The organism is Thioalkalivibrio sp. ALE30 (assembly GCF_000377465.1).
GTDB lineage: Bacteria > Pseudomonadota > Gammaproteobacteria > Ectothiorhodospirales > Ectothiorhodospiraceae > Thioalkalivibrio.
Genome location: NZ_KB898168.1, coordinates 206,718 through 229,858 on the forward strand (window position 1 = coordinate 206,718; position 23,141 = coordinate 229,858).

Consider the following 23,141-nt stretch of genomic DNA (forward strand, 5'->3'; position numbering starts at 1 on the left):
ACCTGCGCCGTGTGCGGTCGGCCGTTTGCCTGGCGTAGAAAGTGGGCGCGCTGCTGGGACGAGGTGCGCTACTGTTCCGACGCCTGCCGGCGTCGTCGTACGAGGCAAACGGCGTCATGAAACGCTCTGTATTCCCGGGGGTCTGGGCCGTGATCGTGCTGGCACTCGCTGTGCCGCTGGCGGCGGACGATCTGGCCGAAGAACGTGTGATCGTGGCGCAGTTGCAGGAGCCGCAGCGCATCCTGCTGATGCGTCATGCCCTGGCGCCGGGGATTGGCGACCCATCGGGCTTTGATGTCGACGACTGCGCCACGCAGCGCAATCTATCCGAGGAGGGCCGCGCGCAGGCCCGCGAGACCGGCGAACGCCTGCGGGCCGCCGGGCTCGATTCGATCCGGGTATTCGCGGGTCCCTGGTGTCGCAATTTCGATACCGCGGAGCTGCTGGGCTATGGCGAACCGGTGGTCCTGGAGGCCCTGGGATCGGTGTTTCGCACCAACGCCCCGCACCGTGAGCGGCGCATGCGGGCGTGGCGCGAACACCTGGCGGAGGAATACCGGCAGGCGCAGGGACCTGCGGTCTACGTGACCCACCGGGCCAACATCATGGAGCTCAGCGGGCGCAGCATCGGGGCCGGGGCGATGCTCGTCGTCGAGATCAACGCCGATGGCAGTGCCCGTCCCGTGGGACAATAGGCGGGCGTCCTGAGCGGGGCGACGGTCCTTCCAGCATTCGGATTACAGGCGGATCTCCACGCGTTCGGCACCCGGGGCGTCGATGCCGCGGTGCAGCAGCAGGGTGCCGCTGGCATTGAGCAGTTCGGTGCTCAGCTGGCGAAAGCGCACCACCGTCTCGGTCAGGTTCAGGCGGCTCTCCAGCAGGTCGCGCTGGGCCTGGGCCACGGCCAGGGCGGTCCCGGCCCCGACCCGAAAGCGGGTCTGTTCCACGCGCAGCAGTTCTTCCTGCAGTTCCACCGTCTCCTTCTGGGCCTGGATCTGTTCGCGCACACGGGCGGCGTCGAACCAGGTGGCGCGCACGTCCTCGATGGCCAGCTGTTCCAGGTTGGCCAGGGTCTCCTGGATCTGCTGGCGGGTCAGGCGCGCGCGGGTGTGCTCGGCCTCGGCCGCGCGATTGCCGATGGGCATCTCGAAGCGCAGGCCGGCGGCCAGGTCGTAGCCGTCGCCCTGGCGGTCGCGCCAGGTGCGGCTGAAGCTGTCAGCGTAGCCGGACTGGCCCAGGGTGACGAAGAAGTCCAGGCGCGGCAGCAGGCCGTTGCGGGTGCGCACCACCTCTAGCTGATTGCGCTGCACGCGCAGGCGGGTCTCGTTGAGGTCGGCGCGGTGGTCGCGAGCCAGCGCCACGTAGGCATCCAGGGGCTCCAGGGCGTAGCGCTCCAGCTCCGGCTCCGAACGGGCCTCTAGCCGGGTATCCCAGAGCCCGCCGTTGTCGGCCTGCAGCAGGCGGGCCAGCGCGTCCTGGGCGCGGGCACGGTCGGCCCGCGCGTCGATCAGGCCCTGGCGGCGCAGCGCCACCTCGGCGCGCGCGGATACGGCCTCGGTCTCCGGGCGGTCGCCGGCCCGGATGCGGCGTTCGGTCTGGTCCAGCTGGGCGCGGGCGACCGCCAGGGCCTCCTCGAAGATGGCGATCTGTGCGTCGGCCAGTACCAGGTCCCAGTAGCGGCCCTCCACGTCCGTGATCAGCTGCTCCACGAAGCCGCGCACCTCGTATTCCGAGGCCTCCACATCCAGGCTGGCCTGGCGCAGGCGCACCAGGTTGGATTCGATACGGCCGCCCCGGAGCAGGGCCTGGGTCAGGCTGAGCCCCGCGCGGGTGGTGAACTGCGGGGTGTCCACGCGGGAACTGGAGGCGCGGGAACTGCGCAGCGAGACCGTCAGGTCGGTGCCGGTGGGAAGCGCCTGGGTGATCCCGGCCTCCCCGAAACGGCGGGTGGTTGTCACCGTGTCGGTCTCGCCGATCTGTTCCAGCTGGCGCACGCTCTGGTCGCGGCTGATCTCCAGCTCGGCGAACAGCTCGGGGTCGAACACCGCGCGCTCCTGGGCCTCGAAGGTGCCCTGGATGGCCGTTTGCAGGCGCTCGGCGCGCAGGCCGCGGTTGTTCTCCAGGGCGCGGGCGACGGCCTCCTCCAGCGACAGCGTCTCCTCCGCCACCGCCTCGCGCTCGAACGGGCGGGTGTCCAGCAGGGCCTCGGCGGGCAGGGACAGGCGCAGGCCCTCGGTGGCGTCCTGGGCGTCGGCGCCCTGGGCCGGGAGGGTCAGGGCGAGCGCGACGAGGAAGGTCAGCGTTTTTCTAGGCATGTTCCGTTGCGACTCGATAGACCGGTTGTGGATGTTCGCCCCGGCGGTGGAACAGCAGGTACAGCGTCGGGATCAGCACCAGGGTGATCAGGGTAGAAGACAGCAGGCCGCCGATCACCACCCGCGCCATCGGGGCCTGGGCCTCGCCGCCGTCGCCCATACCGATCGCCAGCGGCGACAGCGCGAGGATGGTGGTCAGCGTGGTCATCAGGATCGGGCGCAGGCGCTCGCCGGCGGCGGCCACGATCGCCGCGTTCAGTTCCATGCCGTCGTCGCGGTGGCGCCGGGCCATCCGGTCCACCAGCAGGATCGCGTTGTTCACCACGATCCCGACCAGCAGCAGGATGCCGATCAGCGACTGCACGTTGAGCGTGGTGTCAGTGATCAGCAGCGCCGCGGTGACGCCGATCAGGGCCAGCGGGATGGAGAACATCACGATCAGCGGGTCGCGCAGGGATTCGTACAGACTGGCCATGACCATATACACCAGCAGCGTGGCCAGCAGGGTGCCCAGCAGCAGCTCGGAGAAGGCGGCCTCCTGTTCCTCGATATCGCCGGTGACCGAGAAGTCGATCTCCTCCGGCAGCGGGATATCCGCCAGGGCGGCACGCACGTCCGCCGCGACCTCGCCCAATGAACGGTCGCCGATATTCACGAACAGGGTGCTGATGCGCGCCTGCTCGCGGCGCTGGATGCTGTCGGGGCCCATCGCGGTTTCAAAGGAAACAAGGCTGCGCAGGGCGACGCGCTCGCCGTCCTCGCTGCGCACCGTCAGGTTCAGCAGGTCGTCCAGCGAGCTCTGGTCGGCGTCGCGCAGCTGGACCCAGATGCGGGTCTCGTCGCCCCCGGCGCGCAGCTGCCCGGCGCTGGAGCCGCCCAGCGCGGTCTCCAGGGTCTGGGCGATGGTGCGCACGTCCACGCCCAGGTCGGCGGCGCGGGCGCGGTCGATGCGGGTGGCGAACTCGGGCTGACCGCCGTCGGAGCCGACGCGGGTATCGGTCACGCCGGGGATGTCGGACAGCGCGGCCTCGAACCGCTCGACCACCGCGTTCATCGTGGGCAGTTCGAAGCCGCGGACCTCGATGGACAGGCTCTCCTCGTCCGCGCCACGGCCGAAGCCACGGAAGAAGATTCCGCTGGAGGCGCGTACGCGGATCTCGACCCCGGGCGGGCTGCCCAGCGCCTCGCGCAGCGCGGCGGCGATGGCATCGGAGGAGCGGCTGCGGCTTGCGCGCGAACCGACCATTACGCGCATGTTGCCGGAGGCCGGCGAGGAGGCCCGGAACGCCGAGGCGCCCGAGCTGGAGACCAGGTTTTCCAGTTCCGGGACCTCGTCGCGGATGATCGCCTCCAGCCCGGCCATGGTGGCGTAAAGCTCTTCCAGCGGGGTGCCGGGTTCCATGGATACATGCACGCGCAGCTCGCCCTCGTCGGTGGCGGGCAGGAACTCGGTGCCCACGCCGCGCAGGCCGGCGAGGGCGATCATCATCAGCAGCAGGCTGATGCCGATGACCATCCACGGCTGGGTCAGGGTGCGCTGCAGCAGGCCCTGGTAGCGTTGTTCCATGCGCGCGAGGGCGCTGGTGTCTCGCCTGGGCATCGGGGCGCGGGCCATCAGCATCGGCACCAGGGTGAGGGCAACGATCAGCGAGCCGGCCAGGGCAAAGGCGACCACGGCCGCCAGGGGCTTGAACAGCTGGCCGGCGAGTTCCTCGGCGAAGAACAGCGGCAGGAAGATCGCGACCGTGGTCAGGGTGCTGGCGATGATGGCGGGCGCGACCCGTCCGGTGCCGCTGATCGCGGCCTCGGCGGCGGTCTGCTCGGCGCGTTCTTCACGTCGGCGGGCGATGCTCTCGATGACCACGATGGCGTTGTCCACCATCAGCCCCACCCCCAGCGCGATCCCGCCAAGTGTCATCAGGTTCAGCGAGTAGCCGCCGAAGTACACCAGACCAAAGGTCGCGATCACGGCCAGCGGGATCGCGGTGGCCGCCACCAGGGTGTAACGGATATTGCGCAGGAACACGAGCAGCACCAGTACCGCCAGCGCGCTGCCGTAGAGGATGGCCTGGCCGACATTGGTGATGGAGTTGCGGATGAACCCCGCCTCGTCGGTGACCGCGCGGATGTCGATCTGAGGGAAGTCGCGGTTCAGGCGTACCAGTTCGGCGTGCACCGCCTCCGAGACCTCGACCGTGTTGGCGTCGGCCAGCTTGCGCACCGCGAGCTGGACGCCTTCTTCCTCGTTGACCCGGAAGCGGCGGGTGACGCGCTGATGGGTATCGCGTACCTCCGCGACCTGGTGCAGGTGGGTCACGCCATCCTCGCTGCGCTGCACGATGGTGTCGCGGACCTCGTCCACCGAGCGGAACTCGGCCGGGGTGCGCAGGCGGTACTCCCGCCGGCCGTCCATGATCGGCCCGCCGGGGGTGATCACGTTGGCGTCGCGGATGCGGTTGCGCAGGTCGTCCAGGCCCAGGTCGATGGCCTCGAGACGCTCCGGGTCCACCTCCACGCGGACCTCGCGCTCCAGCCCGCCGAAGGTGTCGACCGCGGCCACACCGGGGATGCGCTCCAGGCGCGGGGCGATGCGGTTGTCGATCAGGGTGCGCAGGTGGATGGCGTCCAGCTGCGAGCCCACCCCCAGGCGCATGATGGGCGAGTCCTGGGTGTCGAACTGGCGCACCAGCGGGCGGTCGGCATCATCCGGCAGGCGGTCCTCGATGCGTGCCAGACGATCGCGCAGGTCGTCCACGGCCTGGCGGATGTCCGTGCCCCAGGCGAAGTTGATGCGGACGTTGCTGTTGCCCTCGGCCGAGGTGGAACGGATCTCCTGGGCACCCGTGATCGCGGCCGCTGCCTGTTCCACCGGCCGTGTGACCAGTTGTTCGACCTCCTCGGCCCCGGCATTGGGGTAGGAGGTCATCACGGTGACCACGGGGTAGGTGATGTCGGGCAGCAGGTCCACCGGCAGGCGCGTCAGCGCGGTCAGCCCGAGGATGACCACGATCAGGGCCACCATACTGGTCAGCACGGGGCGGTGGACGGTCAGGCGCGCGGGATTCACGGGGTCTGTGCCTCGCGCGCGTCATCGCGGTCGGGGATGCGGCCCGGTTCGCTCAGCCGCAGCGGGGTACCGTCCGCAAGCAGGTGCTGGCCGAGGATCACGACCTCGGTGCCCGGCGGCAGATCGGGTTCCAGCAGTTCGACCCAGTTCCCGTCACGGACACCGGTGACGGCCTGATGGCGCCGGGCCGTTGGGCGCTCGCCACTTCGGTCCACGCTGAATACGGTGGGCCCGGCCTCACGCTGGATGATCGCGTCGCGTGGGATGGCCCGCGCGCCGTCGCGCTGGCCCAGGGTGATCGCGGCCTCGACGAACATGCCCGGGCGCAGGCGGACGTCGTCGTTGGGCAGTTCCACCTCGATCCGCGCCTGGCGCGAGCCGGGGCGGAACTCCGGTGCGATCCGCGCGATGGTCCCCGCGAATGCGGTGTCGGGGTAGGCGCCGGTGCGTACCTCAGTGGCCTTACCGGGAGACAGCCGACCGTAGTCGGACTCCGTCACGGCCAGGATCGCCCGGACCGGCTGGAGCCGGACCAGCGCCAGCGCCGGCTCGCTGGCGCTGATGACCGTGCCGGGATCCACATGCCGTTCTGCCACCCAGCGCGTGCTGCTGGATGCATCCGCCTCGATGCGGGTATAGCCGAGCTGGATCTCGCGGGTGCGCAGTGCGGAGCGTCGCTGCCGGATCTGCGATTCGGCGAGGGCCACTCGGGTCTGCGCCAGGGCCAGTTCGGTCTCGGCGGCCTCCAGCTCGGAACGCGAGGCGATCCCCTGATCGCGCAGTTCACGGGTGCGCTGCAGTTCGCGCCGGGACGCGTCGCGGCTGGCGATGGCCTCCGCCAGGCTGGCCTCGGCCACTTCCAGTTCCGCCGCGGCCTGGGCGACGTCCTGCTCGAACTCTTCGGTGTCCAGTTGCAGCAAGGGGTCGCCCGGTTCCACGCGGTCCCCCAGATTGACGAAGATCTCGGCGACCCGGCCGCCGACACGGGGAGTGATCTCGATGCGGTCCGCACCCTCGATGCTCCCGGTGAAGCGCCGGCGCTCGACCAGGTCACGGGTCTCGATGGCGGCAACCGCCACGGCCACCGGTCGCGTCTCGCCACCGCCGGGGCGACTGCTTGGCGCTGCATCGTCATCCGGAGCGAGCAGCATCCAGCCCAGCAGGCCGGCGGCCAGGAGGAAGAGAACCGCGGTGATCAGGGTGGCGGGGCGGGGCATTGCAGCTCGCTTTTGTTCGGGGTGGTCAGGGGGAGTGTGGCGTGGTTCACTGAATCCTGAATGAATTCGGTTCGGAATCCGGGCCTTGTTCGGGGCATCCTGCCATGCGACCGCGAATCTCGAGGAGAATTCTGTAATGACACGCGATACGGCCCGTGCGTCGCGTCCGCGGCGACGCTCTTTCGGTGGGGACATGCTCGGGCTGCTGGCCTGGATGGTACTGGTGTTTGCCGTGGCGGGGCTGGGTGGCTGGGCCACCAGTCTTTCGGTGGCCGACTGGTACCCAACCCTGGCCCGGCCGCCGTTGAATCCGCCGGATGCGGTGTTTGGCCCGGTCTGGAGCGTGCTGTTCGGGCTGATGGGGCTGGCGGCGTGGCATGTGTGGCGCCGCGTGGGCCTGACCGGGGCACCGATCGCGCTGGGTTTGTTCCTGGCGCAACTCGCCCTGAACCTGGGCTGGTCGGTGCTCTTCTTCGGCCTGCAGCGCCCGGATCTGGCGCTCGCCGAGATCCTGATTCTGTGGCCGCTGATCCTCGCCACGCTGATCGCCTTCTGGCGCATCGATCGCATCGCCGGCGCGCTGCTGGTGCCCTACCTGCTGTGGGTCGGCTTCGCCATCTACCTCAACGCCGGCATCGTCTGGCTCAACTGATCGGCACCACGAACAAGGTCAAAAGCGATTCACAGGAAGAAGGGAAGGATGGAAGGGTTTTCGTTGATTGGATCGGGCGAGACGCAATGCTGTTTGCCCATCCAGCCCCTCTTCCAGTCTTCCAACCTTCCTGTGAATCGCCCTTGATCTTGACCTTCTTCGTGCCTTCGTGAGCTTCGTGGTGGAACCGGGCTTTGCAGCGGCCGGGTGTCATGCGTTGGTCATGTGGGCGGAGTATCCTGACGCGATTTTTCGCGGGAGGGCGTCATGGCCGTACGGGTTGGCATCAATGGCATGGGGCGGATTGGCCGCCTGGCGCTGCGTGCGGCCTGGGATCGGGACGATCTCGAGATCGTGCACCTGAACGAGGTCGCGGCGGATGGTACGGTCACCGGGCACCTGCTGGAGTTCGATTCGGTGCACGGGCGTTGGGATCGCGGCATCCAGGCCGAGCCGGACGCCCTGCAGATCGATGGCCGCAGTCTGCGCCACACGCAGCTGGGCGAGCCGGGGCAGGTGCCCTGGGCCGAGTCCGGTGTGGATATCGTGATCGATGCCAGCGGCGCCTTCCGCACCATGGAGACCCTGCAGCCGCACTTTGATCGCGGGGCTCGGCGCGTGGTCGTCGCGGCACCGGTGAAGGACGAGCGTGCGCTGAACGTAGTGATGGGCGTCAACGATGCCGCCTACGATCCGGCCCGGCACCATGTCGTAACCGCTGCCTCCTGCACCACCAACTGTCTGGCGCCCCTGGTCAAGGTGCTGCACCCGGCTCTGGAGATCCGCCACGGGACGATCCTGACGGTGCATGACATGACCGCCACGCAGTCGCCTGTGGACCTGCCGCGCGACAATCTGCGCCGGGCCCGTGCGGCCGGGCTGAACCTGATCCCGACCACCACCGGCTCGGCGAAGGCGATCGGCGACATCTTCCCGGAACTGAACGGACGGCTGAACGGCCATGCGGTGCGCGTGCCGCTGATGAATGCCTCGCTGACGGACTTCACCTTCGAGGCGGCGCGCGAGACCTCCGCGGAGGAGGTGAACGAACTGCTGCGCTCGGCGGCCGCGGGCGAGCTCGCCGGCATCCTGGGCTTTGAGGAACGCCCGCTGGTCTCCAGCGACTTCCGCACCGACCCGCGCTCGTCCATTGTCGATGCGCAGTCGACGATGGTGGTGGATGGGACGCAGGTGAAGGTGCTGGCCTGGTACGACAACGAATGGGGCTATGCCAACCGGCTGGTCGAACTGGTCGCGCGCGTGGCCGAGCAGGGCGTGTAAGACGAATGGGCAGCCCGGCCGAAACGCCGAACGCACCGCCCTTCCTGGGGCTGGGCGCCTACGCGCGCATCACCGCGAACTACTGGGCGTTTACCGTCACCGACGGCGCGATCCGCATGCTGGTCGTGTTGTTCTTCCACCAGCTGGGCTACAGCCCGCTGGAGATCGCGTTCCTGTTCCTGTTCTACGAGCTGTTCGGGGTGATCACCAACCTGACCGGCGGCTGGCTGGCCGCGCGGCTGGGGGTGAACACGACGATGATCGGCGGGACCTTGTTGCAGGTTGCGGCGCTGCTGATGCTCACGGTGCCCGAGGCCTGGCTGGGCGTGGCCTACGTGATGTTCGCGCAGGCGCTGTCGGGCATCGCCAAGGATCTGAACAAGATGAGTGCCAAGTCCGGGGTGAAGCTGGTGGCCGGCGACGGGGAGGGGCGGCTGTTTCGCTGGGTCGCGGTGCTCACCGGCTCGAAGAACGCGCTGAAGGGGGTCGGCTTCTTCGTCGGCGGCGCGCTGCTGTACTCGGTCGGGTTCCAGATGGCGCTGGTGATCCTGGCCGGGATGCTGGCGGTGGTGATGCTGTTCTCCATCGTCGGCCTGCCCCGCGGGCTGGGCCGGGTCGGCGGCAAGCCGAAATTCACCCAGATGTTCTCCAACTCCGCCGCGATCAACGTGCTCTCGGCGGCACGGTTCTTCCTGTTTGGCGCGCGCGATGTCTGGTTCGTGGTCGCCTTGCCGGTATTCCTCAGTGCGACACTGGACTGGAACCACATGCAGGTGGGGGCGTTTCTGGCGCTGTGGGTAATCGGTTACGGGATCGTACAGGCCTCGGTGCCGCGCCTGCTGGGCCGCGGCGGGCTGCATCCGACCGGGCTGACCGCGCGGTTGTGGGCCTTCATCCTGATGCTGCTGCCCATCGGCATCGTAATCGGCCTGGAGACGGGCCTGGACCCGGCCTGGGTGCTGATGGTCGGGCTGGGCGTGTTTGGCGTGGTGTTTGCGATCAACTCCGCCGTGCACTCCTTCCTGATCCTCGACTACGCCGAGGCCGACCGGGTCGCGATGAAGGTCGGCTTCTACTACATGGCCAATGCCGGTGGGCGTCTGGTCGGCACCGTCGCCTCCGGTGCCATCTTCATGGTCTGGGGCCTGGAGGGCGCGCTGATCGCCTCCACCCTGTTCATCTTCGCCACCTGGATGATCTCCTCCCTGCTCCCCCGCGAGGCCGCCCGCGCCTGATGCCGGCAAGGCTCGGTTGCCGTTGTCGAGAATCGTGTAGCGCTCGTTTTGTTGAGTGCACAACCCGCAGAGAAGGGGCGTGCAGCGGGGCGGCGCCTGGATCGCCTGTGGCTCTTGGCATAAACTGCCAATAGTGATGGACGGAGGTTAACCATGCCTACACGAAACATTGTCCTGACGCCGGAACAAAGCGGTTTTGTGGAGCAGCTGGTTCGATCCGGGCGCTACCAGAATGCCAGCGAGGTTCTGCGTGACGGGCTCCGCCTCGTACAGGCTCGCGAGCGTGAGCAGGAGGCGCGACTGGAAGCCTTGCGGCGGGCGACTGCGGAAGGTATCGCGGACCTGGAGGCAGGCCGCTACATCGAACTGGATACCGAGCGCGACCTCGAGGCGCATTTGCAGGAACTGACAGAACAGGCCATCGCGAAGCGATAACCCGTGAACGAATCATCCGGACAATGGACTGTCCGTCTCGCGGCGCATGCCGAGCAGGATCTGCGGGATATTGTTTCGTGGACGGCGGAGCACCTTGGCGAGCAGCAGGCCCGTGCCTATGCCGGCACCCTTTCCGCGGCGATCCGGGCATTGCAGGGCGGGCCCGCCATCCCGACTGTGCGCAGCCGCGAGGATATCGGTCCGGGTATCTGCACGCTCCATGTCGCACGCGGAGGGCGGAGAGGCCGACACGTGCTCGTTTTCCGGCCCGCGTCCGACAAACCCCGTTGTGTAGAGCTATTGCGCGTGCTCCATGATGCAATGGATCTGCCCAGCAGGCTCACGCCTGGAGATCGGTAAGGTCCGGGGGCTCCTGATCCTCTCCGTTATGTAGTCCCTCGATCACAGCCGCAAGGGTCCGGGAGCGGTAGCGGTCCGCGTGGCGGACCCAGCCGAGCTGGCGGGTGATGGGTGGGGCGGGCCATTCGAGGATGGCCAGGTCGTCGGTGGCCATGGTGCGGGGGAGGAAACCGATGCCGAGTCCGGCGGCGATCATCATGCGGATGACTTCGAGGTAGGGGCTTTCTTGGGCTGCGGCGGGGTGCAGGCCCTGTGCGGCCAGGGCCTGATCGATCTGGCGACGGGTGGTGGAGTCCACCGGTGGCAGGATCGCCGGCCAGTCATGCAGCCGTTGCAGTGTCTCCAGCGGGGCATCCTGGGCGCGGCCGCGGGCGATCATCGGGACCAGGTCATCGGTCCAGACGGCTTGGGCCTCCGAGCCCTTCGGCAGGTCGTCCGGCAGGGTGGCCAGGGCCAGGTCGGCGTCGCCGTGCATCACCGCCTCGATGCCGGCCTCGGAATCCATGAACGCGAGTTCCAGCTCCAGCTCGGGGTAGCGGGTGCGCAGGGCGGCCAGCGGGGCGGGCAGGCGGTGCAGGGCAATGTGGTGGGAGGTAGCCATGCGGATGCGGCCACGCACGACCTGGTCGAGGTCGGCCACCTGCTGCTCGATCGCGTGCAGGCGGGCCAGTATTTCGCGTGCCTCGGGCAGCAGGCGTTCGGCGACCTCGGTGGGCCGCACGCGGCGCCCCTGACGCTCGAACAGGGGGCGTTGGAGTGTCGCTTCCAGCGACTGGATGCGCTTGCTGATCGCCGGCTGGGTCAGGTGCAGCCGCTCGGCCGCGGCGGAGAAGGCGCCGGTATCGACCACCGCCACGAAGGCCTGCAGGGACTCGATGCTCAGTTGTTCCGGACGCATCCGCCGCCTCCATGGGATAATGACCGGCTGATTGAGGTGGTGCCGGATCGCCAATCCATAACCATATGGAATGGTAAAGATAATAAATCGGATTTGAAAGAATGGAAGAGCGGCCGCAGACTGGCAATGCGGTGGTGCCGCTCGTCTGTAGGAGGCCAGCCCTCTGGCCGATCCGACGTCGGGGCCCATCGGCCAGTGGGCTGGCCTCCTACAGGGGGCTTTGGCGGCCGCGCATCGAAAACATGGCTGGAACATCGCGGCGTGGCCGCGGGAGCAGGTAATGGCAGGCAAGACACTGTACGACAAGCTGTGGGAGGCGCATGTGGTGCGCGAGGAGCCGGATGGCTCGACGCTGCTCTACATCGACCGCCACCTGGTGCATGAGGTGACCAGCCCGCAGGCCTTCGAGGGTCTGCGTCTGGCCGGGCGCAAGCCCTGGCGCGGGGATTCCGTGCTGGCGGTACCGGATCACAATGTGCCCACCGCCAATCGCGATCGCGGGATCGAGGATCCGGTCTCGCGCACCCAGGTGGAAACGCTGGAGAGCAACGTCACGAGCCTGGGGCTGAAGTTCTTCCCGATGGCCGATGTGCGCCAGGGCATCGTGCATGTGATCGGCCCCGAGCAGGGGGCCACCCTGCCGGGCATGACGGTCGTCTGCGGCGACTCGCACACCTCGACCCACGGCGCGCTGGGCGCGCTGGCCTTCGGTATTGGCACCTCCGAGGTCGAGCACGTGCTGGCCACGCAGTGCCTGTGGCAGAAGAAGACCAGGGCCATGCAGATCCGCGTGGAGGGCGAGCTGCGCCCGGGCGTGACCGCCAAGGATGTGGTGCTGGCGATCATCGGTCGTATCGGCACCGCCGGCGGCACCGGCTATGCGATCGAGTTCGCCGGCTCGGCGATCCGCAGCCTGTCGATCGAGGGCCGTATGAGCATCTGCAACATGTCCATCGAGGCCGGGGCCCGCGCGGGCATGGTCGCGGTGGACGAGAAGACCATCGAGTATGTACGCAACAAGCCACAGGCGCCGAGCGGCGAGTTGTTCGAACAGGCGGCGGAGTACTGGCGCACGCTGGTCTCCGACCCGGATGCCGAGTTCGATGCGGTGGTGGAGATGGATGCCGCCGAGATCGCCCCGCAGGTGAGCTGGGGCACCTCGCCAGAGATGGTCGCGCCGATCACCGGTCGCGTGCCGGACCCGGCGGCCGAGTCCGATCCGGTGCGCGCCGAGGGCATGAAGCGGGCGCTGGAGTACATGGATCTGCAGCCGAACACGCCGATGACCGAGATCCGTCCGGACAAGGTGTTCATCGGCTCCTGCACGAACTCGCGGATCGAGGACCTGCGTGCGGCCGCCGAGGTGGTCAAGGGCCGCAGGAAGGCCGACAACATCAAGCTGGCGATGGTGGTGCCGGGCTCCGGGCTGGTGAAGCAGCAGGCGGAGCAGGAAGGGCTGGACCGGATCTTTCTGGACGCCGGCTTCGAGTGGCGCGAGCCGGGTTGTTCCATGTGCCTGGCGATGAACGCGGACCGGCTGGAGCCGGGCGAGCGCTGCGCCTCGACCTCGAACCGAAACTTCGAGGGCCGCCAGGGGCAGGGTGGGCGTACCCATCTGGTCAGCCCGGCGCTGGCCGCCGCGGCCGCTGTGGCCGGGCACTTCGTCGAACCGTCGGCACTGAAGGAGGCGTAAGCGATGCAGGCCTTTACCGTACACAAGGGGATTGTCGCGCCGCTGGACCGCTCCAATGTCGACACCGACGCGATTATCCCGAAGCAGTACCTGAAGTCGGTCAAGCGCACGGGCTTTGGCCCGAACGCCTTTGACGACTGGCGCTACCTGGACCCGGGCGAGCCCGGCATGGACAGCTCGCAGCGCCGGATCAACCCGGATTTCGTGCTCAACCAGGCGCCGTTTGACCAGGCAAGCATCCTGCTGGCGCGCAAGAACTTCGGCTGCGGCTCCTCGCGCGAGCACGCGGTGTGGGCCCTGACCGACTTCGGCTTTCGCGCGGTGATCGCGCCGTCGTTCGCGGATATCTTCTTCTCCAACAGCTGCAAGAACGGGCTGCTGCCGGTGGTGCTGGCCGAGGACGAGGTGCAGGCGCTGTTCGAGCAGGTCCAGGCGAACCTGGGCGCGCAGGTCGAGGTGAACCTGGAAGAGATGACCGTAACGGCGCCGGACGGTACGGTGTTTCGTTTCACGCTCGACGAAGACCGGCGCCACCGCCTGCTGAACGGCCTGGATGATATCGCCCTGACGTTGCAGTACGCCGATGACATCCGCGCCTTTGAGGAGCGCCAGCGCCGCGAGTGGCCCTGGATGGCGGAGCACTCGCAGGGCTGAGTCGTGCCCCTTTGTAGGAGGCCAGCCCTCTGGCCGATAGGGCGCCAGGACAGGCCCATCGGCCAGAGGGCTGGCCTCCTGCAGGTAGAGAAGAAATTCGATGGATCTGATGGTTAGGAGAGGTTTGTGAGCCGAATTCTGGTATTGCCCGGGGACGGGATCGGGCCCGAGATCGTGGCCGAGGCGCTGAAGGTGCTGGAGCGTGTAGGCGAGATCGGCGGACTGGACCTGGAGATCGAGCAGGGCCTGATCGGGGGCGCGGCGCACGACGCGGCCGGGCATCCCTATCCGGAGGCCACCCGCGAGGCGGCGCGCCGCGCCGACGCCATCCTGCTGGGCGCGGTCGGCGGCCCGCAGTACGAATCGCTGGAACGTGATCTCCGCCCCGAGCGCGGGCTGCTGGGCATCCGTTCGGATCTGGGGCTGTTCGCAAACCTGCGACCGGCGATCCTGTATCCGCAGCTGGCCTCGGCCTCCACGCTGAAGCCGGAGGTGGTCAGCGGGCTGGATATCCTGATCGTGCGCGAGCTGACCGGCGGGATCTACTTCGGCCAGCCGCGTGGGATCGAGGAGCGTAACGGCGAGCGCTACGGCTTCAATACGGCCGCCTACAGCGAATCGGAGATCGAACGTATCGCCCGCGTCGGCTTCGAGGCCGCGATGAAGCGCGGCAAGCGCCTGTGCTCGGTGGACAAGGCCAATGTGCTCGAGGTCTCCGAGCTGTGGCGCGAGGTCGTCGAGCGCGTCGGGAAGGAATTCCCCGAGGTCGAGCTGTCTCACATGTATGTGGACAACGCGGCGATGCAGCTGGTGCGTGATCCCAAGCAGTTCGACGTGATGGTCACCGGCAACATGTTCGGCGACATTCTGTCCGATGCCGCGGCCATGCTGACCGGGTCCATCGGCATGCTGCCCTCGGCCTCGCTGAACAGCGAGGGGGTCGGTCTGTACGAGCCGATCCACGGCTCCGCGCCGGATATCGCCGGGCAGGGCAAGGCCAATCCGATGGCAACCGTGCTGTCGGTCGCGATGCTGCTGCGCCACAGCCTGAACCGCAATGACCTGGCCGAGCGCATCGAACAGGCCGTGGGTCGGGTGCTGGATCAGGGCCTGCGCACGCCGGACATCTTCGGCGAGGGCATGACGCTGGTCGGCACCCAGGGGATGGGTGATGCCCTGGTGTCCGCGCTGGATGACTAACGAAATATCAGTAGCTTGAAGATTAAAATTAAACCGGGAATGAACGATGAGTGACCGCAAGTTTGACGTGGCCGTGGTGGGCGCAACCGGCGCCGTCGGCGAGACCCTGCTCTCCATCCTGGCCGAGCGCGACCTGCCGCTGGGCCGGGTGCATGCGCTGGCCAGTGCGCGCTCGGTCGGCAAAACGGTCGCCTTCGGCCGCCGCGAGCTGGAGGTGGAGGACCTGGCCACCTTCGATTTCTCCACCGTGCAGATCGGGCTGTTCTCGCCGGGGGCCTCGGTGTCCGCGGAGTACGCGCCGAAGGCGGCCGCGGCCGGCTGCGTGGTGATCGACAACACCTCGCAGTTTCGCTACGACCCGGAGATCCCGCTGGTCGTGCCGGAGGTCAACCCGGATGCGGTGGGGGACTACACCCGCCACGGGATCATCGCGAACCCGAACTGCTCCACCATCCAGATGCTGGTGGCGCTGAAGCCGCTGCACGACGCGGTCGGTATCGAGCGCATCAACGTCGCGACGTACCAGGCCGTCTCAGGGACCGGCAAGGATGCGATCGAGGAACTGGCCCACCAGACGGCGGCACTGCTGAACGGCCGCCCGGTGGAGTGCAACGTCTATCCCAAGCAGATCGCGTTCAACGCGCTGCCGCACATCGATGTCTTCCAGGACAACGGCTACACCAAGGAAGAGATGAAGATGGTCTGGGAGACCCGCAAGATCATGGGCGACGAGTCCATCCTGGTGAACCCGACCGCGGTGCGCATCCCGGTGTTCTACGGCCATTCCGAGGCCCTGCATATCGAGACCCGCGAGAAGATCAGTGCGGAAAAGGCCCGCGAGATCCTGTCCGCCGCGCCGGGGATCACGGTGCTCGACAAGCACGAGGACGGGGGATATCCGACCGCCGTGACCGAGGGTTCCGGCAAGGATGCGGTGTTCGTCGGGCGTATCCGCGAGGACATCTCGCACCCGCGCGGGCTGGACCTGTGGGTGGTGTCGGACAACGTGCGCAAGGGGGCTGCGCTGAACACAATCCAGATCGCGGAGGTTTTGATCCGCGATTACCTGTGATTTAATCCGGGAAAACGCCGGGCATCGGCCCGGCACATTCGTGGCCAGGGGGTCGCCAGCCGTACCGGCGGGGGCGTTTAGGCCACGCGGCACTTTCAGGGGGAATTCGTGCGCAAGTTTCTGGTTGGGTTTTTGTTCTTGCTGCTGGTGGCCCCGGCGTCGTCAAGCTCCGTGGGCTTTGGTGAAGTCAACCTGCAATCCTTCCTGAACCAGCCCTTGCGGGCGGAGATTCCCTTGCGCGGCGCCTCGGGGGTCGCGGACTCCCTCCGCATTCGCCAGGCGTCCGAGGATGCGTACCGCCGTGCCGGTCTCAACCGAGGGAGTGTTCCGGGTGACCTGAACATCCAGCTGGATGGCGATCGCGTGATCCTGACCACCCGCCGGCCGGTGCGCGAACCGTACGTCGGGATTTTGCTGGAGGCGCGCTGGGATGGAGGGCGTGCCATGCGAGAGGTCTCCCTGCTGCTGGACCCGCCCGGGACCATGCCGTCCGGGGCCTCGGCACCTTCTGTGAGCCAGGCCGACGCCGCGGCACCACGCACCCCCCGCGCCGGTGAAACCCTCCAGGTTCGCAGTGGCGATACGCTCTACGCGATCGTGCGCCGCAGCGGGATCTCCGGTTACAGCGACGAGCAGGCCATGCTCGCCTTCCTGGATGCCAATCCCCAGGCCTTTATCGGGAACAATATCAACGCACTCCGGGCGGACGCCGAGCTGCGCACGCCGTCGCGCGAACAACTGGAGGCCCGCAGCGCCGCTGCGGCGCGCGCCGAGGTGGCCGACCAGACCCGCTCGTGGCAGGAGTCTACGCGTGCCGCGCAGGAAGAGCCCGAGCCGGCACCGGCCGATGACGCCGTGGCCGCCGCCGAAGAGGACGCGGCGGTGGAGGACGACGCGGCCGCCGTCGAGGACGAAGAGACGGTCGCGGCCGAAGAGTCCGAGCCAGCGGCGGAGGATGACGCCGCTGCAGTCGCTGACACCGATACGGCGGTGGCCGAGGATGATCCCGCGGTTGCCGAGGAGTCCGTCGCCGACGAAGGGGTGGAAGACCGCCTGGAGATCGTGGCCGATCTGCTGCCGGAAGACGCTGAAGCCGGTGTGGCGCAGGGGGGTTCCGAGGAGCTGCTCCAGGAGGCCCTGTTGTCCCAGCGCGCCGAGATGGAGGGGATGCGCGAGGAGCTCTCCGAACTGCGCGAAGAACTCGGGGAACGCGGTCGCCTGGCCGAGATCTCCAGCGAGAACATGGCCGAACTCGAGGAGCAGCTGAGCCAGCTTCGCGCCGAGCGCGAACAGCTGCGTACCCGCCTGGATCGCGCCGATGCGGAGCGGAACGCACCGCTGCACGAGCGCATTATGAATGACCCGCTGTTGCTGATGATGGCGATCGCACTGGTGGTCCTGCTGCTGCTGGTACTGCTGGCCTTTGCACGCGGCGGCCGCCGCGAGGTGATGGTGGACGAACGGGGTGCCGGCTTGAAGCCGCGCGCCGACAACAGCAAGGTTCAGGCGTCCGGCGTCGAATCGGCCGGCTATGAGGCGAAGGAAGTCGACCACACCGAAGGTTCGCATTCGGCGATGGCCGGTGCGGCGACCGGCGCCGCGGCCGGGACCATCATGGGGGCTGCCGCGGCCCGATCCGACGACGAGACCGAAACCACGCAGGAGGAATCCGCGCATCCGCCGGCCGAACCGGAGGAAGAGGTCGGGGAAGTCGTGGTTGCCAGCACCAGCGAGGGTGCGGCGGGCATGGACGACGTCCTGGCCGAGGTGGATGTATGCCTGGCCTACGGCATGAATGATCAGGCCGTCGAGACGCTGAACGCGGCGCTCGAAACCAGTCCGGACAACAAGCAGTACCGGCTGAAGCTGGTCGAGGCACATGTCGCGCTGGAAGACGAGGCGGGTGCGCGCGAGGCCGCGAATGCCCTGCGCGAGCGTCTGGGGCCGGACGACGACGAGATGCGCGATCGTCTTTCGGAGCTGGAATCCCGTCTCGGGAGTTCCGCGGGTTCGGCGGGAGATGCTGCGGCCGATTCGCTGGACGACGCGGTTGCGGGCGACGACTCGGGCTCCGCCGATGCCGACGCGGACAGCAACGAGATCGACTTTTCCGGCCTGGACCTCCCGGACGTCGAGACGTCGGACACTTCGGAGGCTACCGAAGGCACCCCGGCGGGCGACGATGAGGGCCTGTCGTTCGACATTGACGAGAACCTCGAGGACGACCTGGCCTCGGCGGCAGAGGCCGATCGCGATGAAGCCGCGTCCGGAGACGACCTGAATAACCTGTCGTTCGACCTGGACGACAGTGAACTGCCGGATCTGGATGCGCCGGCCAGCGGCGGGGACAGCGGCGAAACCGAGGACAGCGGTTTGTCGATGGACGAGGATCTGCAGGTTCCGGGAGAACCGTCTGCGGAGGATGCTCGCGCGGAGGCCGGGGATGACGCAGGGACCGGAGACGACGAAAATGTAACCCGCCTGAGCCTGGCGCAGGCCTATGCCGATATGGGCGATGCGGAAGGGGCGCAGGAGCTGATCGACGAGGTCCTCGCCTCCGGCACGGACGAACAGAAGCAGGAGGCCGAGGCGATCCGGAGCCAGATCCAGGGCTCCTGACCCTACGCGGGCCGGGTTCGGCCCTCCCGCAATGGATGGCAGTGTACGGCCCCGCCCGGAGGCGTTCCGGGCGGGGCCTTTTGGTTTCGAGGAGGCCAGTCGCGTGACCCCTGCCGAACGATCCAACATCGTGCGATCCGGTTCGCGCGAGGTTCCAGCCGCCGGGTTGGCGATCCTTGGTGTGCTGGCCGCCTCGGCGGCTCTCGTGCCGGCGGATGCGCTGGTGGTCGTCCTGGTGGCGGGCCTGTGCGCCGGGCTGGGGCTGACGGGGGGCGTGGACTGGCGGCGCGCGGTACGCCTGGTGCTGCGGCTGAAATGGTTTTACCTGTCGCTCGCCGTGTTTTACGGGCTGTGGCCGGCCGACACGGGGGATGCGTTTCAGGGGTTGCAGGAGGCGGGTTGGCGAATCGCCGCGCTGATGCTCGTGGTCGTGCTGGTCGTGTGGTTGACGGGACGGTTCTCGCGATCGGCGCTGGTGGGCGCCCTGGGCGCGCTCCTGGGCGGGCCGCGCCAGGTACTGGGGGGCTGGGGCGAGCGTTTCGCTCGGCGCCTGTTCCTGGCACTGGCCTTGTTCGAGGACGAGCAGGGCTCCGTCGAGCAGCGTCGCGCAGGCCTGTGTGGGTCCCGCCGGGCGCGGCTGCTGGCGGTCCGGGAGTGGCTGGTTGAGCGGCTGGATCAGGCGCTCGCGGGGGGAGCGGAGCTGCAACCCGAGGCCTGGGAGGCGGACGCTGGAAATGCGGAGGGAGGCGTGCCCTGGTGGGGCCTGGCCTGGCTCTGGGTGGGCGTGATGTTGGTCTGGGCGGTTTTGGTGGGGGGCTGGATTGAATAGCGAGCGAGAACGCGTGCATGGCGGAGTCGCGACGCCCGGGGCCGATGCGGACGCGATGGCACCCCAGCGCTGGGCGCTTGGCGTGGAATACGACGGACGCGGGCTGCTGGGCTGGCAGCGCCAGAAGGATGGCCCCAGTGTCCAGGGGCATCTGGAGGCAGCGCTGGGGTTCGTGGCGAATCATTCGGTGGAACTGGTCTGTGCCGGGCGCACGGATGCGGGGGTGCATGCCACGGCACAGGTGGTGCATTTCGATACGCCGGCCCGGCGCGAGCCCCATGCGTGGATTCTGGGGGCCAACAGCCGCCTCCCGGACGCGATTGCGGTGACCTGGGCGCAGGCGGTGCCCGCGACCTTCCATGCGCGGTTCAGCGCGTTCGGGCGGCGCTATCGCTATGTGATCGCGAACCGCGAGATTCGACCGGCGCTGGAGGCGGGGCGGGTGTCCTGGTGGCGCCGACCACTGGACGCCGAACGGATGCATCAGGCCGGCCAGGCCTTCGTTGGCGAGCAGGACTTCAGCAGCCTTCGGGCGGCGGCGTGCCAAGCGAAATCGCCGGTGCGCTGCGTGCATTCGCTGTCGGTACGCCGCCAGGGGCATTACGTGGTCCTTGATGTTCATGCGAATGCCTTTCTGCACCATATGGTGCGGAACATCGCGGGTGTGCTGCTGGCGGTCGGGGACGGCCGGGCCGATCCGGACTGGCCCCTGGAGGTGCTGGCGGCGCGGGATCGCCGGGCTTCTGGTATCACGGCCCCGGCGGGCGGGCTTTATTTCGTGCATGTCGACTACCCCTCGGAGTTTGCGCTGCCGCTGGCCGCCGGACCGGCCGTCGATGGCGTTCCGGGGAATGGGGCGGGGTGATTACGGGAAAGCCGGGCCTGCGCCCGGGTTCTGGTAGGCTTGCGGCTGCGTTTTTCGGGATGGCGGGCATGCGCTACAGGGTCAAGATCTGCGGAATCACCACGGTGGAGCAGGCGCTTGCCGCGGCTCGGGCCGGGGCGGATGCGATCGGGCTGGTGTTTCACGCCCCGAGCCGGCGGGCCGTGGAGCCGGCGCAGGCGGCGGCGATTGCGGCCGCGCTGCCGCCGTTCGTGACTACGGTGGGGTTGTTCGTGGACCCCGAGCCTGCGCGTGTGGAACAGGTCCTGCGGACGGCAGGACTGGACTGCCTGCAGTTTCACGGGCACGAGAGCGCGACGGCCTGCGCGCGTTTCGGGCGACCCTACCTGAAGGCGATCGCGATGGGGGACGGCGACGATCCGCGTCCGGCGATGGACGCGCATCCCGATGCCCAGGGGTTTCTCCTGGACAGCCACGGTGGCGGGCGCAGCGGCGGCTCGGGGCATCGCTTCGACTGGCAGCGTGTGCCCGATGCCCTGGAGCGGCCGTGGCTGCTGGCCGGGGGACTGGATGCAGACTCGGTGCGGGAGGCGCTGGAACACCTGCGCCCGTACGGGGTCGATGTGAGTTCCGGGGTGGAATCCGCGCCCGGGGTCAAGGATGCACGGCGCATGCGGGCCTTCGTGCGGGCCGTGCGCCAATGCGAGGTGGAGACTGATGAACAAGATTGACTGGGCGGCATTCCCGGATGCCCGCGGGCATTTCGGTCCGTATGGCGGGCGCTTCGTGTCGGAGACGCTGATGGGCGCGCTCGATGAACTGCAGCAGGTGTATGAGCGCTACATCGGGGATCCCGAGTTCATGGCGGAACTGGACCACGACCTGAAGCAGTTCGTCGGACGGCCGAACCCGCTGTATCACGCCGAGCGCCTGTCGCGGGAGCTCGGCGGGGCGCAGATCTACCTGAAGCGCGAGGACCTGAACCACACCGGTGCGCACAAGGTGAACAACACCATCGGGCAGGCGCTGCTGGCGAAGAAGCTGGGCAAGAAGCGGATCATTGCCGAGACCGGCGCTGGTCAGCACGGGGTGGCGACCGCGACCGTGGCCGCGCGTCTGGGGCTGGAATGCGTGATCTACATGGGCGAGGAGGACACCCGGCGGCAGTCCCAGAACGTCTATCGCATGCGCCTGCTGGGCGCCGAGGTGGTGGGGGTCAAATCCGGCACGCGCACGCTGAAGGATGCCCTGAACGAGGCGATGCGCGACTGGGTGACCAACGTCGACGACACCTTCTACATCATCGGTACGGTGGCCGGTCCACACCCCTATCCGGCGATGGTGCGCGACTTTCAGGCGGTGATTGGTCGCGAGGCGCGCGAGCAGCATCTGGCAATGACCGGCAAGCTGCCGGATACCCTGGTGGCCTGCGTGGGCGGGGGATCCAACGCGATCGGGCTGTTCCATCCGTTCCTGGGCGATGAGTCGGTGGCGATGATCGGGGTCGAGGCCGGCGGTGACGGGGTCGAGACGGGCCGGCATTCCGCGCCATTGTGCGCGGGCCAGCCGGGCGTGCTGCATGGCAACCGGACCTATCTGATGGAGGACGAGAACGGCCAGATCATCGGCACGCACTCGGTCTCGGCGGGGCTCGACTACCCGGGCGTGGGGCCGGAGCATGCGTGGCTCAAGGACATCGGCCGGGTCGATTACGTGTCGGTGACCGATGATCAGGCCCTGGCCGGGTTCCACCGCCTGACCCGCACCGAGGGGATCATCCCGGCGCTGGAGACCAGTCACGCGATTGCCCATGTGCTGGACCTGGCCCCCGAGATGCGCGCTGACCAGAGCATCATCATCAATCTGTCCGGGCGCGGCGACAAGGACCTGAACACCGTGGCCGAACGCGAGGGGATTACGCTATGAGCCGAATCGAGCAGCGCTTTGCGGAACTGCGCGAACAGAATCGCGCCGCGTTGATTCCCTATGTGACGGCCGGCGATCCGGAGCCGGGCGCGACCGTACCCCTGATGCACGCGCTGGTGGAGGCCGGGGCCGACCTGATCGAGCTGGGGGTGCCGTTCTCGGATCCGATGGCCGATGGTCCGGTGATCCAGAAGGCCTGCGAACGCGCGCTGCGCTTCGGCACCGGCTTGCGCGACGTGCTGGCGATGGTGGCCGAGTTTCGCAAGTCCGACACCACCACGCCCGTGGTGCTGATGGGCTATCTGAACCCGGTGGAACGCATGGGTTACGACGCCTTTGCCGAGACCGCACAGGCGGCCGGGCTCGACGGGCTTCTGACGGTGGACCTGCCGCCGGAGGAAAGCGAGGACGTGGTCGGGTTGCTGGAACAGTCCGGGATCGATCCGATCTTCCTGATCGCGCCGACCACCTCGGAGACGCGTATCGACCATGTGGCGCGGGCCGCCCGCGGCTTCGTGTACTACGTGTCCCTGAAGGGCGTGACCGGCTCGCAGAGCCTGGATGTCTCGGCCCTGTCCGCGCGTCTGGACGGTCTGCGACGGCACACCGGGCTGCCGCTGGGGGTGGGCTTCGGCATCCGCGATGCCGAGACCGCTGCACAGGTGGCGCGGGTCGCCGATGCCGTGGTGGTGGGCAGCGCGATCGTGCGCCTGGCCGAGGAGCACGACGGGGACGGCGACGGTTTCGCCCGGGCCGCGGCGGCCGTGGTCCGGGAGATGCGCAGTGCCATGGATGCGGCGCGCTCCCCGGGCGCGGCGGCCACGGTGTAGAATGCGCGGCGCCG

Annotated in this window: 21 protein-coding genes; 17 read left to right on the plus strand and 4 right to left on the minus strand. The window is 68.3% G+C overall.

Translation table 11 applies throughout. The annotated features are described in order from the left end of the window. Positions 1-9: 9 nt before the first annotated feature. Positions 10-120, plus strand: a complete 111-nt coding sequence (locus D107_RS13485; RefSeq protein WP_231366529.1) for a DUF2256 domain-containing protein — start codon at positions 10-12, stop codon at positions 118-120. Continuing rightward, entirely contained in the window at positions 117-695 is a 579-nt protein-coding gene (locus D107_RS0100890) for a histidine phosphatase family protein (protein ID WP_026280706.1), read from the plus strand. The genes D107_RS13485 and D107_RS0100890 overlap by 4 nt, the downstream gene beginning before the upstream one ends. Before the next feature lie 42 nt (positions 696-737). Here D107_RS0100890 and D107_RS0100895 read toward each other — a convergent pair whose 3' ends face one another. The 3 genes from D107_RS0100895 to D107_RS0100905 are packed head-to-tail and all read right to left on the minus strand — an operon-like array spanning position 738 to position 6,599. Continuing rightward, entirely contained in the window at positions 738-2,315 is a 1,578-nt protein-coding gene (locus D107_RS0100895; protein WP_018867073.1) for a TolC family protein, read from the minus strand. Continuing rightward, the gene (locus D107_RS0100900) at positions 2,308-5,382 is read right to left on the minus strand and encodes an efflux RND transporter permease subunit (protein ID WP_018880533.1); all 3,075 of its coding nucleotides are present in this window, start codon (positions 5,380-5,382) and stop codon (positions 2,308-2,310) included. The genes D107_RS0100895 and D107_RS0100900 overlap by 8 nt, the downstream gene beginning before the upstream one ends. Further along, on the minus strand, positions 5,379-6,599 hold the full coding sequence (locus tag D107_RS0100905) for an efflux RND transporter periplasmic adaptor subunit (protein WP_018880534.1): 1,221 nt from the start codon (positions 6,597-6,599) through the stop codon (positions 5,379-5,381). Before D107_RS0100905 ends, D107_RS0100900 begins: the two co-directional genes overlap by 4 nt. A 136-nt stretch (positions 6,600-6,735) precedes the next feature. On the opposite strand from D107_RS0100905, the gene D107_RS0100910 reads away from it, so the two are divergent. The 5 genes from D107_RS0100910 to D107_RS14255 all read left to right on the plus strand — a co-directional run bounded on the left by D107_RS0100910 (position 6,736) and on the right by D107_RS14255 (position 10,562). Continuing rightward, positions 6,736-7,251: a TspO/MBR family protein gene (locus D107_RS0100910; protein ID WP_018867070.1), complete on the plus strand. Its 516-nt coding sequence runs from the start codon at positions 6,736-6,738 to the stop codon at positions 7,249-7,251. 267 nt (positions 7,252-7,518) lie between these two features. Then, entirely contained in the window at positions 7,519-8,532 is a 1,014-nt protein-coding gene (locus D107_RS0100915; protein ID WP_018880535.1) for an ArsJ-associated glyceraldehyde-3-phosphate dehydrogenase, read from the plus strand. Positions 8,533-8,537: 5 nt separating this feature from the next. Further along, positions 8,538-9,767: an organoarsenical effux MFS transporter ArsJ gene (arsJ, locus tag D107_RS0100920; protein ID WP_018880536.1), complete on the plus strand. Its 1,230-nt coding sequence runs from the start codon at positions 8,538-8,540 to the stop codon at positions 9,765-9,767. A 153-nt stretch (positions 9,768-9,920) separates the two neighbouring features. After that, the gene (locus D107_RS0100925; RefSeq protein ID WP_026280707.1) at positions 9,921-10,202 is read left to right on the plus strand and encodes a type II toxin-antitoxin system ParD family antitoxin; all 282 of its coding nucleotides are present in this window, start codon (positions 9,921-9,923) and stop codon (positions 10,200-10,202) included. A 3-nt stretch (positions 10,203-10,205) separates the two neighbouring features. Then, complete coding sequence (locus D107_RS14255; protein WP_081619341.1) at positions 10,206-10,562, plus strand: type II toxin-antitoxin system RelE/ParE family toxin; 357 nt, start codon at positions 10,206-10,208, stop codon at positions 10,560-10,562. Here D107_RS14255 and D107_RS0100930 read toward each other — a convergent pair. Beyond that, positions 10,543-11,460 carry a LysR family transcriptional regulator gene (locus D107_RS0100930; protein ID WP_018880538.1) on the minus strand — a complete coding sequence of 306 codons (918 nt, stop codon included), beginning with the start codon at positions 11,458-11,460 and terminating at the stop codon, positions 10,543-10,545. The genes D107_RS14255 and D107_RS0100930 overlap by 20 nt on opposite strands. 280 nt (positions 11,461-11,740) lie before the next feature. Here D107_RS0100930 and leuC point away from each other — a divergent pair, with 280 nt between their 5' ends. The 10 genes from leuC to trpA all read left to right on the plus strand — a co-directional run bounded on the left by leuC (position 11,741) and on the right by trpA (position 23,127). Continuing rightward, a complete protein-coding gene (gene leuC, locus D107_RS0100935) occupies positions 11,741-13,153 on the plus strand; it encodes a 3-isopropylmalate dehydratase large subunit (protein ID WP_018880539.1) in 1,413 nt (470 codons plus the stop codon). Positions 13,154-13,156: 3 nt separating this feature from the next. Next, positions 13,157-13,807, plus strand: coding sequence for a 3-isopropylmalate dehydratase small subunit (gene leuD / locus D107_RS0100940; protein ID WP_018880540.1), 651 nt, complete (start codon positions 13,157-13,159; stop codon positions 13,805-13,807). A 126-nt stretch (positions 13,808-13,933) separates the two neighbouring features. Further along, positions 13,934-15,007 (plus strand): 3-isopropylmalate dehydrogenase, encoded by a 1,074-nt coding sequence (gene leuB, locus D107_RS0100945; protein WP_196799351.1) that lies wholly within the window; start codon positions 13,934-13,936, stop codon positions 15,005-15,007. A gap of 46 nt (positions 15,008-15,053) precedes the next feature. Further along, the gene (locus D107_RS0100950) at positions 15,054-16,079 is read left to right on the plus strand and encodes an aspartate-semialdehyde dehydrogenase (RefSeq protein WP_018867062.1); all 1,026 of its coding nucleotides are present in this window, start codon (positions 15,054-15,056) and stop codon (positions 16,077-16,079) included. Between the two features lie 108 nt (positions 16,080-16,187). Then, positions 16,188-18,698 (plus strand): FimV/HubP family polar landmark protein, encoded by a 2,511-nt coding sequence (locus D107_RS0100955; RefSeq protein ID WP_018880541.1) that lies wholly within the window; start codon positions 16,188-16,190, stop codon positions 18,696-18,698. A 166-nt stretch (positions 18,699-18,864) separates the two neighbouring features. Then, a complete protein-coding gene (locus D107_RS0100960; protein ID WP_026280708.1) occupies positions 18,865-19,527 on the plus strand; it encodes a hypothetical protein in 663 nt (220 codons plus the stop codon). Positions 19,528-19,582: 55 nt separating this feature from the next. Then, a complete protein-coding gene (gene truA, locus D107_RS0100965) occupies positions 19,583-20,392 on the plus strand; it encodes a tRNA pseudouridine(38-40) synthase TruA (RefSeq protein ID WP_018880543.1) in 810 nt (269 codons plus the stop codon). A gap of 68 nt (positions 20,393-20,460) precedes the next feature. Further along, on the plus strand, positions 20,461-21,102 hold the full coding sequence (locus D107_RS0100970) for a phosphoribosylanthranilate isomerase (protein WP_018880544.1): 642 nt from the start codon (positions 20,461-20,463) through the stop codon (positions 21,100-21,102). Further along, positions 21,089-22,297: a tryptophan synthase subunit beta gene (gene trpB / locus D107_RS0100975; protein WP_018867057.1), complete on the plus strand. Its 1,209-nt coding sequence runs from the start codon at positions 21,089-21,091 to the stop codon at positions 22,295-22,297. Before D107_RS0100970 ends, trpB begins: the two co-directional genes overlap by 14 nt. Continuing rightward, positions 22,294-23,127 (plus strand): tryptophan synthase subunit alpha, encoded by an 834-nt coding sequence (gene trpA / locus D107_RS0100980; RefSeq protein ID WP_018880288.1) that lies wholly within the window; start codon positions 22,294-22,296, stop codon positions 23,125-23,127. The genes trpB and trpA overlap by 4 nt, the downstream gene beginning before the upstream one ends. Positions 23,128-23,141 lie beyond the last annotated feature (14 nt).

Coding starts and splice junctions, on each gene's coding strand:
- D107_RS0100950 (WP_018867062.1), top strand. CDS start 15,054: ATGAGTGACCGCAAGTTTGACGTGGCCGTGGTGGGCGCAACCGGCGCC.
- truA (WP_018880543.1), top strand. CDS start 19,583: ATGGCACCCCAGCGCTGGGCGCTTGGCGTGGAATACGACGGACGCGGG.
- D107_RS0100925 (WP_026280707.1), top strand. CDS start 9,921: ATGCCTACACGAAACATTGTCCTGACGCCGGAACAAAGCGGTTTTGTG.
- D107_RS0100905 (WP_018880534.1), bottom strand. CDS start 6,599: ATGCCCCGCCCCGCCACCCTGATCACCGCGGTTCTCTTCCTCCTGGCC.
- D107_RS0100915 (WP_018880535.1), top strand. CDS start 7,519: ATGGCCGTACGGGTTGGCATCAATGGCATGGGGCGGATTGGCCGCCTG.
- D107_RS0100910 (WP_018867070.1), top strand. CDS start 6,736: ATGACACGCGATACGGCCCGTGCGTCGCGTCCGCGGCGACGCTCTTTC.
- trpA (WP_018880288.1), top strand. CDS start 22,294: ATGAGCCGAATCGAGCAGCGCTTTGCGGAACTGCGCGAACAGAATCGC.
- D107_RS0100895 (WP_018867073.1), bottom strand. CDS start 2,315: ATGCCTAGAAAAACGCTGACCTTCCTCGTCGCGCTCGCCCTGACCCTC.
- leuD (WP_018880540.1), top strand. CDS start 13,157: ATGCAGGCCTTTACCGTACACAAGGGGATTGTCGCGCCGCTGGACCGC.
- trpB (WP_018867057.1), top strand. CDS start 21,089: ATGAACAAGATTGACTGGGCGGCATTCCCGGATGCCCGCGGGCATTTC.
- D107_RS0100970 (WP_018880544.1), top strand. CDS start 20,461: ATGCGCTACAGGGTCAAGATCTGCGGAATCACCACGGTGGAGCAGGCG.
- leuC (WP_018880539.1), top strand. CDS start 11,741: ATGGCAGGCAAGACACTGTACGACAAGCTGTGGGAGGCGCATGTGGTG.
- arsJ (WP_018880536.1), top strand. CDS start 8,538: ATGGGCAGCCCGGCCGAAACGCCGAACGCACCGCCCTTCCTGGGGCTG.
- D107_RS0100930 (WP_018880538.1), bottom strand. CDS start 11,460: ATGCGTCCGGAACAACTGAGCATCGAGTCCCTGCAGGCCTTCGTGGCG.
- D107_RS0100890 (WP_026280706.1), top strand. CDS start 117: ATGAAACGCTCTGTATTCCCGGGGGTCTGGGCCGTGATCGTGCTGGCA.